The organism is Halobacillus sp. ABR2_026, from assembly GCF_056158545.1.
In genome coordinates this window covers 2,315,069-2,330,706 of record NZ_JBSWTM010000001.1, presented here as the reverse complement: position 1 = coordinate 2,330,706, position 15,638 = coordinate 2,315,069, and the positions used below count along the sequence as shown (strand labels likewise).

Annotated in this window: 22 protein-coding genes; 20 read left to right on the top strand and 2 right to left on the bottom strand. The window is 44.4% G+C overall.

All coding sequences use genetic code 11. From position 1 onward, the window contains the following. Nucleotide 1 precedes the first annotated feature (1 nt). The 10 genes from ACXADE_RS12110 to ACXADE_RS12065 all read left to right on the top strand — a co-directional run bounded on the left by ACXADE_RS12110 (nucleotide 2) and on the right by ACXADE_RS12065 (nucleotide 7,435). Entirely contained in the window at nucleotides 2-886 is an 885-nt protein-coding gene (locus tag ACXADE_RS12110) for an NAD(P)-dependent oxidoreductase (protein WP_474980722.1), read from the top strand. Between the two features lie 71 nt (nucleotides 887-957). Continuing rightward, nucleotides 958-1,446, top strand: coding sequence for a GNAT family N-acetyltransferase (locus tag ACXADE_RS12105; RefSeq protein WP_474980721.1), 489 nt, complete (start codon nucleotides 958-960; stop codon nucleotides 1,444-1,446). A 47-nt stretch (nucleotides 1,447-1,493) separates the two neighbouring features. Then, the gene (locus ACXADE_RS12100) at nucleotides 1,494-2,144 is read left to right on the top strand and encodes a hypothetical protein (protein WP_474980720.1); all 651 of its coding nucleotides are present in this window, start codon (nucleotides 1,494-1,496) and stop codon (nucleotides 2,142-2,144) included. A gap of 232 nt (nucleotides 2,145-2,376) precedes the next feature. After that, a complete protein-coding gene (locus ACXADE_RS12095; protein WP_474980719.1) occupies nucleotides 2,377-2,796 on the top strand; it encodes an NUDIX domain-containing protein in 420 nt (139 codons plus the stop codon). Further along, entirely contained in the window at nucleotides 2,790-2,978 is a 189-nt protein-coding gene (locus ACXADE_RS12090) for a hypothetical protein (protein WP_474980718.1), read from the top strand. The genes ACXADE_RS12095 and ACXADE_RS12090 overlap by 7 nt, the downstream gene beginning before the upstream one ends. A gap of 121 nt (nucleotides 2,979-3,099) precedes the next feature. Then, entirely contained in the window at nucleotides 3,100-4,365 is a 1,266-nt protein-coding gene (locus ACXADE_RS12085) for an MFS transporter (protein ID WP_474980717.1), read from the top strand. Between the two features lie 22 nt (nucleotides 4,366-4,387). Further along, nucleotides 4,388-4,546, top strand: coding sequence for a hypothetical protein (locus ACXADE_RS12080; RefSeq protein WP_474980716.1), 159 nt, complete (start codon nucleotides 4,388-4,390; stop codon nucleotides 4,544-4,546). A 31-nt stretch (nucleotides 4,547-4,577) separates the two neighbouring features. After that, on the top strand, nucleotides 4,578-5,066 hold the full coding sequence (locus tag ACXADE_RS12075) for a GNAT family N-acetyltransferase (RefSeq protein WP_474980715.1): 489 nt from the start codon (nucleotides 4,578-4,580) through the stop codon (nucleotides 5,064-5,066). Nucleotides 5,067-5,379: 313 nt separating this feature from the next. Next, entirely contained in the window at nucleotides 5,380-6,963 is a 1,584-nt protein-coding gene (locus ACXADE_RS12070; RefSeq protein WP_474980714.1) for a BCCT family transporter, read from the top strand. 127 nt (nucleotides 6,964-7,090) lie between these two features. Further along, nucleotides 7,091-7,435 carry a hypothetical protein gene (locus tag ACXADE_RS12065; protein WP_474980713.1) on the top strand — a complete coding sequence of 115 codons (345 nt, stop codon included), beginning with the start codon at nucleotides 7,091-7,093 and terminating at the stop codon, nucleotides 7,433-7,435. Nucleotides 7,436-7,514: 79 nt separating this feature from the next. Here ACXADE_RS12065 and ACXADE_RS12060 read toward each other — a convergent pair whose 3' ends face one another. Further along, the gene (locus ACXADE_RS12060; RefSeq protein ID WP_474980712.1) at nucleotides 7,515-8,084 is read right to left on the bottom strand and encodes a DJ-1/PfpI family protein; all 570 of its coding nucleotides are present in this window, start codon (nucleotides 8,082-8,084) and stop codon (nucleotides 7,515-7,517) included. Between the two features lie 185 nt (nucleotides 8,085-8,269). On the opposite strand from ACXADE_RS12060, the gene ACXADE_RS12055 reads away from it, so the two are divergent. The 8 genes from ACXADE_RS12055 (at nucleotide 8,270) to ACXADE_RS12020 (ending at nucleotide 13,657) form a co-directional block, all read left to right on the top strand. Beyond that, nucleotides 8,270-9,133 (top strand): AraC family transcriptional regulator, encoded by an 864-nt coding sequence (locus ACXADE_RS12055; protein ID WP_474980711.1) that lies wholly within the window; start codon nucleotides 8,270-8,272, stop codon nucleotides 9,131-9,133. Nucleotides 9,134-9,371: 238 nt separating this feature from the next. Next, nucleotides 9,372-9,872 (top strand): NUDIX hydrolase, encoded by a 501-nt coding sequence (locus tag ACXADE_RS12050; RefSeq protein ID WP_474980710.1) that lies wholly within the window; start codon nucleotides 9,372-9,374, stop codon nucleotides 9,870-9,872. Continuing rightward, nucleotides 9,859-10,365 carry a GNAT family N-acetyltransferase gene (locus ACXADE_RS12045; protein WP_474980709.1) on the top strand — a complete coding sequence of 169 codons (507 nt, stop codon included), beginning with the start codon at nucleotides 9,859-9,861 and terminating at the stop codon, nucleotides 10,363-10,365. Before ACXADE_RS12050 ends, ACXADE_RS12045 begins: the two co-directional genes overlap by 14 nt. Continuing rightward, on the top strand, nucleotides 10,358-10,786 hold the full coding sequence (locus ACXADE_RS12040) for an NUDIX hydrolase (RefSeq protein ID WP_474980708.1): 429 nt from the start codon (nucleotides 10,358-10,360) through the stop codon (nucleotides 10,784-10,786). The genes ACXADE_RS12045 and ACXADE_RS12040 overlap by 8 nt, the downstream gene beginning before the upstream one ends. After that, on the top strand, nucleotides 10,783-11,814 hold the full coding sequence (locus tag ACXADE_RS12035; RefSeq protein ID WP_474980707.1) for an SDR family oxidoreductase: 1,032 nt from the start codon (nucleotides 10,783-10,785) through the stop codon (nucleotides 11,812-11,814). The genes ACXADE_RS12040 and ACXADE_RS12035 overlap by 4 nt, the downstream gene beginning before the upstream one ends. A 46-nt stretch (nucleotides 11,815-11,860) precedes the next feature. Continuing rightward, entirely contained in the window at nucleotides 11,861-12,652 is a 792-nt protein-coding gene (locus ACXADE_RS12030) for an SDR family oxidoreductase (protein ID WP_474980706.1), read from the top strand. 21 nt (nucleotides 12,653-12,673) lie between these two features. After that, nucleotides 12,674-13,027: a VOC family protein gene (locus tag ACXADE_RS12025; RefSeq protein WP_474980705.1), complete on the top strand. Its 354-nt coding sequence runs from the start codon at nucleotides 12,674-12,676 to the stop codon at nucleotides 13,025-13,027. 12 nt (nucleotides 13,028-13,039) lie between these two features. Then, nucleotides 13,040-13,657, top strand: coding sequence for an alpha/beta fold hydrolase (locus ACXADE_RS12020; RefSeq protein ID WP_474980704.1), 618 nt, complete (start codon nucleotides 13,040-13,042; stop codon nucleotides 13,655-13,657). 59 nt (nucleotides 13,658-13,716) lie between these two features. On the opposite strand, the gene ACXADE_RS12015 is transcribed toward ACXADE_RS12020, so the two are convergent. Next, nucleotides 13,717-13,908: a hypothetical protein gene (locus ACXADE_RS12015; RefSeq protein ID WP_474980703.1), complete on the bottom strand. Its 192-nt coding sequence runs from the start codon at nucleotides 13,906-13,908 to the stop codon at nucleotides 13,717-13,719. 111 nt (nucleotides 13,909-14,019) lie between these two features. Here ACXADE_RS12015 and ACXADE_RS12010 point away from each other — a divergent pair, with 111 nt between their 5' ends. Together ACXADE_RS12010 and ACXADE_RS12005 are read left to right on the top strand one after the other, a co-directional pair. Continuing rightward, a complete protein-coding gene (locus tag ACXADE_RS12010; protein WP_474980702.1) occupies nucleotides 14,020-14,814 on the top strand; it encodes a metallophosphoesterase family protein in 795 nt (264 codons plus the stop codon). Then, complete coding sequence (locus ACXADE_RS12005; RefSeq protein WP_474980701.1) at nucleotides 14,765-15,172, top strand: NUDIX hydrolase; 408 nt, start codon at nucleotides 14,765-14,767, stop codon at nucleotides 15,170-15,172. The genes ACXADE_RS12010 and ACXADE_RS12005 overlap by 50 nt, the downstream gene beginning before the upstream one ends. Nucleotides 15,173-15,638 lie beyond the last annotated feature (466 nt).

Genomic DNA, 15,638 nt, shown 5'->3' with positions numbered 1-15,638 from the left:
TATGACAGGCAAATCCATTGGTTTCATTGGTGCAGGTGTTATGGGGAAAAGCATGGCACGCCATTTGATGAAAGCTGGCTATAAGCTGAACGTATTCACACGCACAAAGGAAAAAGCGGATGATCTTTTAGCTGAAGGAGCAGACTGGCAGCCAAGTGTGGCTTCTTTATCTGCAGCTTCCGATATCATCATTACAATCGTCGGTTATCCAAGGGATGTAGAAGAAGTTTATTTTGGTGCAGGCGGGATTTTAGAAAATGCCAAACCAGGATCTTATGTATTGGATATGACTACTTCATCTCCTGAATTAGCAGTTGAAATTGCCAATAAAGCAGAGGAGCATCATCTTTATGCCTACGATGCTCCAGTATCCGGCGGGGATGTCGGCGCTAGAAATGGAGAGCTTACGATTATGGTTGGTGGTGATGCTCAACAGTTTGATGAGTTGATGCCTGTTTTTCAAGCAATGGGCGGAAACATCGTTTTACAAGGAGAAGCAGGAGCAGGGCAGCATACGAAAATGAGCAATCAAATCGCGATAGCCTCTGGTATGATGGGTGTATGTGAAGCAATTACATATGCTGAAAAGGCCGGGCTGGATCCGAAAAAGGTACTGAGCAGCATCGAATTCGGCGCTGCAGGCAGCTGGTCCCTGTCGAATCTTGGGCCGAGAATGATTGACGGAAACTTTGATCCTGGTTTTTATGTTAAACATTTCATTAAAGATATGAGAATCGCTATCGATTCTGCTGAAAATATGCAAATTCCAGTACCGGGATTGAAACTTGCCAAGCAGTTATATGATCAACTGAGTGAGTCGGGCGGAGAGAATGATGGAACACAAGCGTTGTACAAGTATTATCAAATGATGACGCCGGTTTCGTAAAGTAAGCCTTGAGAGCGTTCAACGTTCTCAAGGTTTTTTAATGGTAAATGGAGAAGAAAAGGTGGGAGGAAATGAAAGTTACTATTAATCGTTTAAAGGAAAAAGATGCGGAGGATCTATTTGCGTTCGAAAAAGAAAATCGAGCCTACTTTGAAAAGGTGGTTCCGAGTCGCGGATCCAATTACTATAACCTCGAACATTTTTTAAAAGTCCACAAAAATTTACTAGATGAACAGTTTAGAGGGATTTCCTATTTCTATTTAATCAGAAATGAGGCGGACGAGTTGTTGGGTAGAATGAACTTCATAGATATAGACCGAGCAAAGCGAACCGGGCAGGGGATTGCACACCAAGCTTTACATAACATGCTGGTAGATTTGAAGAAAGAGGGTTTTACAAGAGCCATGGCGAAAACTACGGATCATTACATCGCTTCTCGAAAAGTCTTAGAGAGAAATGGGTTTCAACAGCTGGCTGGTAATTATGAAACATCTGTTATGAATGGTGAAACGCTGAAGTTCGTCCACTATATGGCCATTTTAGACACGATTCAAGAGTAGAAGCCTTGAGCTTCAGTAAGGATTTTTATATTAAGGAGGGATAGTCGATGAAAAGAGAATGGATGATTGGTATTATCTTAGCGTTGATGATAGCGATGATTTCCGGCTGTTCAGAGTCGGAAATGGCAAAGGAACCCCAGGAAACAGAGGGGAATGTTAAACAAACCTCATCGGAACCCTTTGAAGGAGAAGAAGACGAAACACAGCCTTCAGAACCAGAGGAAGCTGCAGAAGATCAGCAGTCGGATATTGAGCCGGCGGAAGAAACCCAACAGCCAGCGGACTCACAGGATCTTTCGGATTTTACAAACCGTCAAATCGAGTATGCCCGCGTATGGCTGCAGCTTGGTCCTCATCAGGATATCGATGTATTGAATGTGAGGCGTATTCCGGCTGGAGAGAAATTGAATCCAGAGGATACGACCAGCATCGGGTATCCCGAAGATGTCATCCAATTGTCCGGGACTCGCTTAGTGGATGGTTCTGTAACCTACAGTAGCAACGGAGATGGTTCGATTAATGTTTATAACGTTCCTTTACGATGGGACGGACAATATCCTGCTGGAAAAGGCTTCTACAATGAAATGATTCAACAAACCAAACACGTAGAAATTGAGAAGGGTGAGGATCAGGAAGTGATACGTCTGGTCAAAATACAAAACCTTTGTCTAATGGTTGATGCCTGTGAAGAAAAGTAGTTGGATGAATGGGTGTACTAGTGGTTTGGAGGGATATAGGAAAAGGATGTAGATTAGATGAGTGTTTGGACGATCATGTTAATAGATGTAGCTTTGGTTAGTGAAGCAACGGTTGCTGTTTATGGAGAACGTGAGACAGGAAAAAAGATAGATCCGTCTTTTTAAGTTTTTGTTTTCCGTTGTATTGTTTTGGATCTGGTGGTTCACACAGTAATTAGAAAGGAGGGTTGGAATGCGCCATTTTTCACGCGTATGGATCGGTGATCCACAAGGAAATGTTCTCGTCGTTGAAGACATGAGGGGCTTATGGAACTTCCCTGGAGGAAAGAGAGAAGAGGGGGAGACCTCACTAGCCTGTGCCAAACGTGAAGTGTTAGAGGAGATTGGCGTACAGGTGGGAGAGCTTCAGGAAATTCATACCGGCATTTATGAATTTTCCGGGGAGAAATGGAAGGGTCATTTCTTTATGGCAGGAAACGTTAAGGGAGTCCCTTTCATAAAGGAGAAGAATAAATTTAAGAAGATTTGTTACATAAATAAGGTGGATGAAGTGCGATTTCATGAAGAGTTATTGATGGATATACACTTTCTATTTGAAGAAGTGAATGCGAGCATACCCTTTCTGAATAGGCAGGAAGAATGTTTATGGTAAACGTATTAAAATATATCACGGTATTTGGTTGGATGTTTACCCTCTCTTATCTGACCAGTGTTTTTGATGTGCCCAAAAACGTATACTATCTTCTTATCGGTTTGCCGGTAGCCGTTGGGGGAGTGCTATTTATTTTATATGTATTTGAGACGTTGATAGAAAAACGTCCAAGAGGGAAATAGTCTTCTCTCTTATAATTTTTTACTTATTACTTACTTTCCACGGTCGTTCATCTATTCAGTTATGAAGGTTTTGTGACATTTATTATTGGAATACAGGAAATTTCTGAATATTGGAGAATGGGTGCGTAAACGGGGTGTTACTATTCAGGATTCGCGCGTTTCCAAAAAAAATTCATTCTTATTGTTATTCGGTCTGGGCACTTCCACTTTAGGGGATTTCATTTATCTCGTAGCCATCAATGTTTTGGTTTTACAAATGACAGGTTCAGCAACTGCGGTAGCAGGTTTGTGGATCATTGGTCCTGTGGCTTCCATGGTTACGAAGTTTTGGTCCGGTAGTATAATCGATCGTTTGAACCTTAGGAAAATGATGATCGGAACAGACATCATTCGGGCCCTGTTTGTTGCGGTGCTTCCTTTTTTCTCGTCGATTTGGCCTATATACGGGTGTTTGGTCTTGCTTTCGATATCAAAAGCATTCTTTGAACCCGCAGCCATGACTTACATAACGACTCTCGTTCCAGAGTCAGGACGGAAGCGGTTCAATTCATTTAGAAGTTTGATCACATCCAGTGCTTTTTTAATCGGGCCAGCTATATCCGGGGTTCTCCTGCTCGTCACTTCTGTACATGTATCCATTTGGGTAAATGCTTTTTCCTTCTTGGTATCCGCTGCCATGGTTTATATGCTTCCGAATGTGAACGGAGTGGGAGAACAAACTGGACGTAAGCTCAACTTGGAGGCGTGGCGAAAAGATTGGAAAGAAGTCTTTGATTTTAGTAAAAGTCATCTCTATATCGTACAAGTGTATTTTCTTGCCCAATTCTTTATGATCATTGCCCTTGGTATGGATGCTCAAGAAGTGGTGTTCACTCAAAAGGTTCTCGGTTTATCTGAAAGTGATTATGGTTTACTCATCAGTCTCACGGGCGCGGGATCAATAGTAGGGGCGGCTGCGGTATCGCTCCTTGCAGGTAAATTGTCAGTTCGAGCGCTGATGGCCGTGGGGTATTTTATGGTTGCGTGCGGTTATCTCGTATATGCTTTCTCTTTTTCATTTTGGAGTGTAGCCGTCGGTTTTCTTATATTGGGCTTTTTTAACTCTTTTTCAGGTACTGGATTCATGACTTTTTACCAAAACAACGTGCCTGTTCATATGATGGGAAGGATCTCGAGCATCTACGGAACTTTTCAAAGTTTCCTACAGATTGTATTTGTTTTATTGGTCGGTTTTACAGGGGATTTGATTCCTGTACGTTACAGCATCATCGCATCGTCCGCTTTATTACTTGTAGTCAGTTTCCTGCTGGCAGGACTTGTACTTCTGCAGGATCAGCGGTTTTATTTTAGAGAAGAACAGAAAGAGGAAGTGTGGGATTCGAAATGACAACTTTTTCAGGGGGGTTACGATGGATCCGGTTATAAAAGAGCAGTTGGTATCATTATTTCTTTTGATCGTTGTCCCGCTTCTGTTTTTGACGGTTATCGTTTTATTGATCAACTTGAAAAAAAGAGTCGGGAGAATTGAGGATCAATTGGACCGGTTATTGAAGGAAAGAGATGAATGATCGCCATCCAAATCGTGAAAGGAGGAGGGTTATGTCGAAGTTGAATCTAACGAAATTCCAAGAGCGCGATTTCAAATATTACTTCAGCCTCTTATCCAATGATAGAGTGATGGCTCAAATAACGGAGCGGTCCATTCCAATGGAAGAGGCTTTTCTCAGCTTCACAAAACTACTCTATCGCAATGGGAAACATCCTGTTTGTGGCTCTTACAAAATACAGCTCGATTCTACTCGTGAATTTGTGGGCCTTGGCCACTTGACTTTGCAGGATGGAAAGAAGGGAGAAGCGGAAATCGGCTACATGTTGCTTCCGGATTATTGGGGATGTGGGCATGGCTCTCATATCGCCAAAGAGCTGATTATAATGGCGGAAGAAAAAACGAACCTGAAAAAGTTGACCGCTACGATTGATCCCGAGAATTATGCCTCCAGAAGGATTTTAGAGAAGCATGAGTTTATATCGGATCGTTTGTGTGAAATCGATGGTCTTCCTGGGGAAATTCTGTGCAGATATTTATAACTCTTCTACTGTTCGGGTGTACAGTAATCCCTTCCAATCTTCGTATAAGACCGCATGAGGACCAACCAGCAGATAGATTTACATCTTACAGGCGTTTATGTGACCTCAGCTGTTGAATGCTTCTACATTCTAATTTTCCTTATCAAACTCCCCCTTTGACGAGATGTACGAACATCTCTATAATTAATCCCTATGTGAAAAAGTCGGAAATGAAGAGGAGAAACTGTTTTCTAAACGTTCAAGAAAAAAACTTCGTCGAACATCATTTAAATAAACTTAACTATAGCAGGTTAATAAACCTAGGGGGAAAATAATGAACGGAAAAACGAATAGGAGAACGAAGATCGATTGGGTCACATTCAGCATCAGTGGAGGCTTTCTCGTCTTATTTTTATTGATGTCTCTATTGAATAAAGAACTGATGGGAGAATGGATCACGAGCTCGTTCGACTTTTCTGTTACATTCTTCGGCGCCTTTTGGCAGTTGTTGCTGCTCGCAACCTTCGTGGTTGGCGTCTGTTTAGCTTTATCGAAATATGGAAAAGTGAAATTAGGTAAGCTTGACCGGCCAGAAAATGGCTGGTTCCGCTGGGTCTCCATGATTCTCTGTACGCTGCTGGCAAGTGGCGGTGTGTTCTGGGCCGCTGGGGAACCGATTTATCACTTTTTGACGACTCCACCGCTTTTTGCTGATGAGGGAATGTCGAACGCAGAGGCTGTTATTCCTGGTTTGGCTCAGAGTTTTTTCCATTGGGGATTCACTGCCTGGGCCTGCCTTGGTACAGTAGCCACTATCGTCCTTATGTACGCTCACTACCATAAAGGGTATCCATTGAAGCCCCGGACTATTTTATATCCAATGGTAGGGGAAAGAATCTTCAATAAAAAAAGTGTAATCGGTGCTGCAGCGGACATCGTTTCAATTGTCGCTGTTGCTGCTGGTACCATCGGTCCAATTGGATTTTTAGGTCTACAAGTCGGTTATGCCCTCGATTACTTGTTCGGTATTCCGGACACGATGTTTACGCAGTCGATCGTCATCATCTTCCTTGTAGCGATTGCTGCCGTGTCAGCGGCTTCAGGAGTCGATAAAGGAATACAACTCCTCAGCCGGGTGAATGTAGGTTTTGCTGTCATATTGATGGTGGGGATGCTGATTGTTGGTCCTACATTGTTCATCATAGACTCTTTCATCGGCGCAGAAGCCTATCAAATCCAGAATTTTCTTCGCATGAGTCTGTATCGCGGAGATAGTGGATGGCTCGGATATTGGACCGTCTTTTTTTGGGGCTGGTTCCTTGGTTTCGGACCGGCGATGGCGATGTTTATCAGTCGTATTTCACGAGGCAGGACCATCCGTGAATTGATCCTCGCGGTTGCTATCATTGCACCGATTGTCAGTAATTTCTGGTTTGCCACTGTAGGTGGTTCTGGTCTGTTCTATGAACTCGAATCACCTGGTGCTATTTCCACAGCTCTGAATGACACCGGAATGCCAGCTGCTGTCATGGCGATCATGGAACAAGTGCCCTTCGGTATGGTCATGGCCGCTGGTTTCTTGGTCGTTACAGTCATCTTCGTCGCTACGACAGCGGATTCGATGTCCTACTCTGTCGCCGTGACGTTGACTGGAAATACTCATCCGCCAAGAGCTCTCCGTGTGTTCTGGGCGCTGTTGTTCGGAGCGATTGCTGCCACACTTCTAGGGATTGGGGAAAGCAGTATCCAAACTTTGCAGAATTTCATCGTCGTGACCGCTGTCCCGGTATCCCTTTTGTTGCTGCCACCTGTTTGGCTGGCACCAAAAGTCGCAAAACAAATGGCGAGAGAACAAGGACTCGTTCAGGAGAAAAATCTTTCTGGAACGGTTGAACAAGAGGAACGAAAAACATCATGAATGGAGCCAAGCTGACTTTCCGTCTGAATAGAATGGAATGTCAGCTTTTTTCTTGTGTTCCTGGGTTTTTAGCGTCTTCTTAAAGGGAAATAGTCTTATGATCAATGATTAATCAGGAGGAATAAATATGACCAATGATTCAAAGCAGACCTTTCAAATCACAGAGGAAAAAGACTTTCAACGTGTGATCATAGAAAACGACGGAATGGCTTTTCCAGAATTGAAAAAGATGATGGAAGATTACATATTGAGCCAGGACACGATGCAATTCAAGGAATGCTGGATCCAGGATGAACAGTTTGAAGATGGAAAACTTCGAACGGTACAGTTGAATTTCCATGATACGAAGTCTCATCATCTCATCCGGCTTTGGGGATCGAAGAATATGAAGACAGACGAAGTATTGAATATGAAAGTAGATGCTGTCGATCTGAATACGGAAGAGATTATTTACGAACGTCAATTGACTTGATGAAAAAGGCGATCAGCTGTAGAAAGCTGATCGCCTTTTTTGGAATGGAACCATTCTTTACTCTGTGACCGTTCACGGGTTATGAATGGACAGTTGATTCTTTCACCTGATTTACGAATTCTTTCATGATGGAGGGCAGGTCCGGCCAGGCATGACCGGAAACGAGGTTGTTATCAACATAATTCATTTCATCTACATATTCAGCACCGATGCTTTCCACTTCTGGACGGCACGCATGATAGGCCGTCATTTTACGTCCTTTCACCACATCAGCGATCGTTGTAAGGACCAGGCTGCCATGGCACATGACGGCAATCGGCTTTTCGGCGATAAAGAAATGACTGACAATTCCCGGGAGGTCCTCATGCATGCGGATATGTTCCGGGGCTCGTCCTCCTGGAATGACAAGCGCATCATAATCGTTCGGGTTTACGTCTTCGAACGTCTTGTTGGCATCGATCATATAGCCTTTTTTCTCTGTGTATGTCTCCCAGTCTTCGAAATCATGAATGACCGTGTTCAATTTCTTCTGATGAGGAGCGGCAATATCCACTTCAAAACCTTCTTCTAAACAGCGAAAATATGGATAGTATACTTCTAAAGCTTCAACGGCATCGCCAGTTACGATCAAAACCTTCTTTGCAGTCATCTTTCAACCTCCTAATTGTAGATTTACATAAGCTTTTCTTCCCTTTTTCGTTCGCCCTTAACCACATTTCCATATCTTTAATAAGGATCAGGAGAAAAGGGAAGGAAAACCTGACCATTGCCAGCACGTGAGGTCATGCTTTCATGGTAAATTGTTGATAGAGTGAAAGTGAGGGAGGAACCATCATGACCTGGATTCAATCGATGCAGAAAGCGATCGATTTTATGGAGAATCATTTACTGGAGGAACTCTCAATGAAGGAGATTGCAGAAGCGGCTCATACTTCCGTTTACCATTTTCAGCATTTGTTCCGTTTGCTTACAGATATGACGGTGGCTGAATACTTAAGAAAACGCAGGTTGACGCTGGCTGCGCAGGAGTTGAGGAAAGGGCAGCGGAAGATCATTGACATCGCATTGACTTATGGCTATGAATCTCCCGAATCTTTCTCCCGGGCTTTCCGGAAACTGCATGGCATTTCACCAAGAGTAGCACGGAATTACAGGGGGAAGATGACCGCACACAATCGACTGGTCATCCAGGTAAACCTGAAAGGAGCTGAACCGATGGAATATGAAGTCATAGAACAGGACGCGTTTCAAATTGTCGGTATAAAGAAAGAATTTTCCTGTGTGGGTGAGGAGGAACATGTAAAGGGTATTCCGGAGATGTGGATGAAAGTGAACGGAGAAAGCACGACGACAGACTTGTTGAAGCAAAACACCGGGCCGGTTTCAGGCCTGCTGGGCGTCTGTGAAGAAACAAAGGGGAAGGAGAAGAGCTCCATTGATTATTGGATTGCTGTATCGAGCGTAGGAAAACCGCCGCAAGGATATGAGAAGAACACCGTGCCAGAATCAAAATGGGCCAAATTTGAAGTTCATGGTGCGATGCCTCATGCTATGCAGGCAACTTGGAAGAAAATATATTCCGAATGGTTCCCATCCAGCGGTTATCAAAAGGCCCCAGGCCCTGAACTCGAAGTCTATCGGGAAGGAGATCCATATAGTGAAGACTATTATTCAGAAATATGGATCCCTGTTAAATAAACAGAGAAAAGCACAATTCACTCTCGGATTGTGCTTTTTTTATACATTCAGATTGGGTATTTCAACCATAAATTTCGTGCTGAGAAATGACAGATGACAGGGTAGAACAGAAGATAATGATTAAAGGATTTTATCGTGTACATGTAGAAGTGGAACAAGGGTTGCTTAAAAAAATGGCAGAATCATTAATATGCATGAAATGAAATCAGGACACCCCTGAGTGCCCGGGAGGTACGGAATGAATATCAGCTATACGGTTTGTTACATAAAAAGAGGAAAAGACATATTGCTTCTCAATAGGAACTCTGCCCCTCTGCAGGGGATGTGGAACGGAGTCGGAGGAAAAGTGGAAGAAGGCGAGTCTTCTCGGTCCAGTGTCCAACGGGAGGTCGCAGAAGAAACCGGACTTTCTTTTACTAAAGAACATTTTCACTACAAAGGGACTATTTCCTGGAGAATTGATGGAAATAAGGAGGGCGGTATGGATGCCTTCCTCGTAGAAGTTGAAGAGGACTTTGTTTATCCGACACCAGTGATGACTGAAGAGGGAATCTTATGTTGGAAAGACCGGGACTGGATTCTCTCGATGGATAACCAGGGGGTCAGCCCAATGATTTCCTACTATTTGCCGACCTTTTTAGACAATGAGGGTGAAATTCATCATCATTTCACGATTCAGGAAAGTAGAATCATGGACCATAGAAAGCGGAAGGGGAGTATGGACGTTGTTGTTCCGTGAAATAAAACAGGAAGATTGGGAAGAAGTTCATCGCTATGCGTCGAGGAATGAGTCATGTGAGTTCCAGCCTTGGGGACCTAATTCGGCAAAGGAGACCCAGGATTATATCCAGCGTCTCGTCCATGAAATCAGGCAGGCCGACCCGCGTAAGTATGCTTGGGCTGTTTTGCAGGAATCCAATAAGAGATTGGTTGGATTGGCCGAGTTAGCCATCCTGGATGAGTATCACCAAGTTGGAGAGTTGGCTTATATTCTACATCCAGATGAATGGGGCAGGGGTTCCGGAACAGAAGTGGCACGGAAATTGATTCGTGAAGGTTTTGTCTCGAAGGATTTGAAACGAATTCAGGCCACGTGCCATCCGGAAAACAAAGCTTCCATTCGGGTATTGGAAAAATGCGGCATGCAGAGGGAAGGACGGCTGCGCGGCCACTTAAAAATGAAGGGAGGTCGACGGGATTCTTTGCTTTTCAGTATCCTGAGCCATGAGTGAGTGGCGGGGAGCGGCAGCTGTCTGTATCAATAGAAACAAGGAGCTCCTTATGGTTCTTCAGGGAAAGCCAGAAGAAGAAAAGACCTGGTCCATTCCGTCGGGCGGGGTTTTCGAAGGCGAGAGCTTTGAAGCGTGCTGTAGAAGAGAAACCTTCGAAGAGACCGGATACAGAGTTTCGGTAGACAAATATTTGAAGTCAAAAACCGACCGGGATGAAGGGATCGGTGTTTATGTGAAATACTTTTCCTGCACCGTCACAGGAGGAGAAATGTCCATTCAGGACCCAGACGGATTAATCGATGAAATTCGCTGGGTTTCCCGAGTGGAATTGATTGATTTAGCGCTCTCTTTCCCTGAAGATCGGTCCTTTTTGGTCGAGTCGATGGAGGAAGAGCGGACAATAGGAGGGGAAGAAAGATGAAGCTGCTCGTCATCGGGGGTACAAAATTCCTTGGCCGGCATATCGTAGAGGCGTGCTTGAATGCGGGCCATGAAGTGACATTATTCCATAGAGGGAAGACCAATCCAGGTTTATTCCCTGAAGTAGCACACATATACGGAGACAGGGAAATTCATGAGGATCTAAAAAAAGTGAGGGGGCAAAAATGGGATGCCGTCATCGATACGTGCGGATACAAACCATCCATCGTATCTATGGGGTTGGACGTCCTTCTTCCGGTTACTAAAAAGTATGTGTTCATTTCAACCATATCGGTCTACCCGGATCTCACCGCTGTTTCCGGGTTGCAGGAAACCACTGAACCTATGACACTCCGTCAGGAACAACTGGACGAGGCGGAACGAGCGCATTCTTTTGAACCTGCTTTCTATGGTCCTTTGAAAGCCCATTGTGAACAGGTGATCCAAAATAGGGCAAAAGATAAAAGCGTGATGATCCGGCCTGGTTTGATTGTTGGCCCTCACGATCCGACCGATCGTTTCACATATTGGCCTTCAAGGGTAGCTGCAGGTGGGGAAGTGCTGGCTCCAGGGAGGAAGAATCAGCAGGTCCAGTTCATCGATGGACGGGATCTTGCCGATTGGGTGGTACATATGGCAGCCAATGACGTCTCAGGAATTTTCAATGCCAATGGCCCTGGAGGAAACCTTACGATGGAGGAGTTCCTGCAAACATGTGCCTCGACTCTCAATGAAGATGTGACCTTCACATGGGTATCTTCCGAATTTTTGGAGGAAGAAGGCATCCGTCCATGGAAAGACTTACCGGTTTGGATCCCGACTGAGAAAAACTTCAGTCAAGATGCTGGAAAAGCCATTGAAAGTGGACTGACGTTTCGACCGTTAAAAGAGACCATCGCAGCTACTTATCAATGGGATCGAAATCGACATGAGAGTATTGAGCATGCAGGTTTAACGAAGCAACAGGAAACGGATCTACTGGAAAAATGGCATCGGAGGAAGCGTGCCATTAAGGAGAGTAATTTCTAAGTATGTAGTGTAGCAATTGAACAGAAATAACTGGAGTTGATAAGAAATGGGACAAAAAGAAAAACCTTTACAAGGGAAAGTCGCGCTAGTCACTGGGGTGAGCCGTAAACGCGGGATTGGTACTGGCACATGTCTGAAGCTCGCGGAGCATGGAGCGGATTTATTTTTCACCCACTATCGCCCGTATGATAAGGAGGACGGAGTGGGTGTTGAAAATCATTGGCCTGAAACATTGGCCGGGAAATTAAGAGATTATGGGATCCGAGTCTCTCATATGGAAATGGATTTGAGGGACGATGAAGCTCCACAGCTAATTTTACAAAATGTCGTTCGGGAGTTGGGAGTGCCATCTCTATTGGTTCATAACGCTGCATATAGCGTGAACGCGAACTACCAGGATCTGACGTCCCAGTTGTTGGACGATCATTACAGCGTTAATAACAAAGGGCCGATTCTTTTGAGTCAGGCCTTTGCTCATTTGTTTGAAAAGACATTTGATTCAGCAGAGGGAGGGAGAATTGTCTTCCTTGTTTCTGGAGGACCAGATCCTGAGAATCTTGCTTATATTTCAACGAAAGGGGCATTGAAAGCGATTACGCCTCCGTTGGGAACAGCTTTCGCTCCACTTGGAATTACCGTAAATGCGGTCGATCCCGGTCCTACAGATACGGGGTGGATGGATGAGGATACACGACAAAGTCTCCAACACCTGTTTCCAATGGGCAGACTTGGCAAGGCAGAAGACGCTGCCAATCTGATCCGTTTTTTAGTGGGTCCTGACGCCGCCTGGATCACAGGGCAGGTCATCCATTCGGATGGTGGGTTTTTAGGTCGATAAATCTTAGAGGAGGAATCTAAAATGAAGAGTCCGATTCATAACGAAGCAGGAGCGATTTTTGTTCCGGTGAAAGATATTGTGAAAGCCCGTGATTGGTATTGCGATCTCCTTGGTGTAGAGGCAGAAGATGAATTTCCAGGTGGCCACCTCTATGTTCTCCCTATGAAACATGCAGGGGTGGTTCTTGACAGCAAGGTATATTCAGAAGCAGCTGTTTATCAAACACCTGCTTTTCATTTCAACACCGATGATATAGAAGCTGCCTATTCCTACATGGATGAGAAAGGGATAGAGATCGTCTCGGAAATCCAATTCGGACATTTTTTCAATTTTAGAGATCCTGATGGAAATCTATTAATGATCTGCAAATGCTAGAGGGCTCATGAAGTGATTTTACATACAGAAATTACAGGAGAAGGGGAGCCGTTGGTTTTTCTTCATACCGGGTTACAGACTGGTAGAACAGATTTCGTTCAGCAACGTGAATATTTTTCGCGGCAATATCAAGTGATTGTCCCGGACTTAAGAGGACATGGTAAATCTCCTGCTCAAGATTTGGATGATTATTATGATCGGGCAGCCGATGATCTGGTGGAAACCATAGAATCCATGGGATTTATAAGTGTTCACTTGGCCGGTTGTTCGTTCGGGGCTCTCATCAGCCTGTTTGTTGCACACAAACATCCTCAACTGATCAACTCTTTGACGGTTTCAGGGGTGGTACCTTTCAAACCTGATCATTGGAAAGAGCTGAATGACGAAGAATCAAAGTTTCGGATGAATTTATTGGTAGATAAAGAAACCTTTGCCTATTTTGATTCTATTCATGGAGAAGGATGGGAACGGTTCATTTATATGCGACAGGGGGCTGCAGGCTTTAGGAATTCATACGGTACGATTCACGTAGCTGTTCTTCCTTTTGCCTCACACCTTGTCCATTTGGAACAGCCGGAATTATATAATAAGACCTTGGACTTGTTCCTTTCCAATCTGACATCCTCATAAAGGATAACGCATAAACTAGAGAAAAAACCGTACCCATAAGGTCCGGTTTAATCAGGAAGTTATGCAAGTCTGCGGATGTTGATGGAGTTGATATCCGTCAAATGGGTGGATTGATCGTTGTCATCAACCCATAAGAGGAAATCACGGTCAAGACCCAGCACATCGTTCTGTGAACTGAACTGGATGAACACACCTGTCCCGATGGATGTTCCCGCGGAAAAGACTTCGATCCGGTCACCTGTACGAAACATATCTATCACCTCCTCACTTGAGAGGGATAATGTATTCTATGAAACTATGATATGAAAAGCTTGGACGTAGTGGGGAATTGGGACGTCAATCAAAGGAAGGGGCTCTCATGAATGAAACGGTTGGCTGTCATAACAGATGTGCATGGGAATATTTACGCACTCAAAGCTGCCCTTAGGGAAATAAATCAACAACAGGTAGATCGGATCTTTTGTACAGGAGACCTTATTGGGATCGGGCCTTTTTCCAATCAAGTATGTGAGCTCTTATTTTCTCAGAAAAATATTGAAATGGTCACAGGAAATCATGATGAAGCTGTCCTTGCTCTGATGAATGGGAAACGGTACCCTCACAGCAGGATCAATGTGAAAGAGCATCACCAGTGGATTGCGGACCAACTGTTTCTTAAGCATGAAAAGGCTCTTGAGAAATTACCGCGAACGATATCTACGGAGGCGGGTGGACGTACCTTCTATTTTCAACATTATCCAATGGACTCAGAATCCGTGCGTCTTCCTATCCATATGGATCCTTTCGACCAAATCGGTCCGCCTAATGCAGATAATTTTGCAAGTCTGGATGATCTGAGGGATGGGGCTGTTGTCTGTTTCGGGCATGATCACGAAGCACACCATTTTTCTATCAATGAAAGGATATTCTTTAACCCGGGGGCCCTCGGATGTCATCACGAGCCTTCCGCACGTTACGGCATTATTGAACTGGAAGAAAAAGGGGTCCGGTTCAAAAAATATGAGGCGTACTATCCTTTGGATACATATCTCGAACATTTAAAACGCCTTCAGTTCCCCCGTAAAGAAGTGATTCTAAAAATCTTTCAAAGGTATTGGGGGACTATGGATGAAAACACCGAAACACATCGTATCAGCAGCGACCATCGTATTAAATGAAGCAAACGAAGTATTATTGATCAAGGGGCCAAAACGTGGCTGGGAAATGCCCGGCGGACAGGTAGAGGAAGGGGAATCCTTGAAAGAAGCGGCCGTTCGGGAAACCAAAGAGGAATGCGGATTGGAGATTGAAGTCACCAAGTTCTGTGGCGTTTTTCAAAATGTCGATCGCTCCATTTGCAACACTTTATTTACAGGAAAAGTCGTTGGGGGCTCCCTTACAACGACAGATGAAGCGCTGGAGGTGGGGTTCTTTACATTGCAAGATGCTCAGCAGATGGTAACTTGGGGCAACTTCTGGCAGAGGATTGAGCTTTGCTTGGATGAAGAACAACAACCGTTTCTTGTCGATTTTTAAACAAAATCCTTTGTTAAAGTTTTGATGTTGGTATTTATTCGCTTGGTATGGAACCTGAGGAGATTCAACGACTGTTCCACAGTAAGTGTTCAAATGCGTTCAGTATTGATATTTGCATCAACGGATGGAAGTGACAATGAATGGTAGGATGATAAAAAGCGATTTATGTCCAAGTTCCGAAACCTTTAGATGATTTACTTTCACGATCCAACCATTGAATCTTGTTGGATTATTATTTCGAAACGGAGTCTTAAGCAAAATGGCAGGATTGTTGAAGACTTGATTTCGAGAGGGTTCGGGGTTCGTTATTGTGTTGAGTGCCAGGGGTGGCTGGGAAGCTACTCGCTTTCCTGTGGGGGAGTGCCGAGCTTCCTCGGGCTTATCGCCCTGCGGGATCTCGCCGATCTCCTTTCTCCCACGGGAGTCTCCCAGCTTCCCAACCACCCCATTCCAAGAGCGGGGTAAA

Bases quoted from the DNA above. Each gene is read 5' to 3' on its own strand.
- ACXADE_RS12090 (WP_474980718.1), top strand. From the start codon at position 2,790: ATGGTAAACGTATTAAAATATATCACGGTATTTGGTTGGATGTTTACC.
- ACXADE_RS12025 (WP_474980705.1), top strand. From the start codon at position 12,674: ATGAAGAGTCCGATTCATAACGAAGCAGGAGCGATTTTTGTTCCGGTG.
- ACXADE_RS12095 (WP_474980719.1), top strand. From the start codon at position 2,377: ATGCGCCATTTTTCACGCGTATGGATCGGTGATCCACAAGGAAATGTT.
- ACXADE_RS12030 (WP_474980706.1), top strand. From the start codon at position 11,861: ATGGGACAAAAAGAAAAACCTTTACAAGGGAAAGTCGCGCTAGTCACT.
- ACXADE_RS12005 (WP_474980701.1), top strand. From the start codon at position 14,765: ATGAAAACACCGAAACACATCGTATCAGCAGCGACCATCGTATTAAAT.
- ACXADE_RS12105 (WP_474980721.1), top strand. From the start codon at position 958: ATGAAAGTTACTATTAATCGTTTAAAGGAAAAAGATGCGGAGGATCTA.
- ACXADE_RS12060 (WP_474980712.1), bottom strand. From the start codon at position 8,084: ATGACTGCAAAGAAGGTTTTGATCGTAACTGGCGATGCCGTTGAAGCT.
- ACXADE_RS12070 (WP_474980714.1), top strand. From the start codon at position 5,380: ATGAACGGAAAAACGAATAGGAGAACGAAGATCGATTGGGTCACATTC.
- ACXADE_RS12010 (WP_474980702.1), top strand. From the start codon at position 14,020: ATGAAACGGTTGGCTGTCATAACAGATGTGCATGGGAATATTTACGCA.
- ACXADE_RS12075 (WP_474980715.1), top strand. From the start codon at position 4,578: ATGTCGAAGTTGAATCTAACGAAATTCCAAGAGCGCGATTTCAAATAT.
- ACXADE_RS12100 (WP_474980720.1), top strand. From the start codon at position 1,494: ATGAAAAGAGAATGGATGATTGGTATTATCTTAGCGTTGATGATAGCG.
- ACXADE_RS12040 (WP_474980708.1), top strand. From the start codon at position 10,358: ATGAGTGAGTGGCGGGGAGCGGCAGCTGTCTGTATCAATAGAAACAAG.
- ACXADE_RS12055 (WP_474980711.1), top strand. From the start codon at position 8,270: ATGACCTGGATTCAATCGATGCAGAAAGCGATCGATTTTATGGAGAAT.
- ACXADE_RS12065 (WP_474980713.1), top strand. From the start codon at position 7,091: ATGACCAATGATTCAAAGCAGACCTTTCAAATCACAGAGGAAAAAGAC.
- ACXADE_RS12050 (WP_474980710.1), top strand. From the start codon at position 9,372: ATGAATATCAGCTATACGGTTTGTTACATAAAAAGAGGAAAAGACATA.
- ACXADE_RS12015 (WP_474980703.1), bottom strand. From the start codon at position 13,908: ATGTTTCGTACAGGTGACCGGATCGAAGTCTTTTCCGCGGGAACATCC.
- ACXADE_RS12080 (WP_474980716.1), top strand. From the start codon at position 4,388: ATGGATCCGGTTATAAAAGAGCAGTTGGTATCATTATTTCTTTTGATC.
- ACXADE_RS12110 (WP_474980722.1), top strand. From the start codon at position 2: ATGACAGGCAAATCCATTGGTTTCATTGGTGCAGGTGTTATGGGGAAA.
- ACXADE_RS12035 (WP_474980707.1), top strand. From the start codon at position 10,783: ATGAAGCTGCTCGTCATCGGGGGTACAAAATTCCTTGGCCGGCATATC.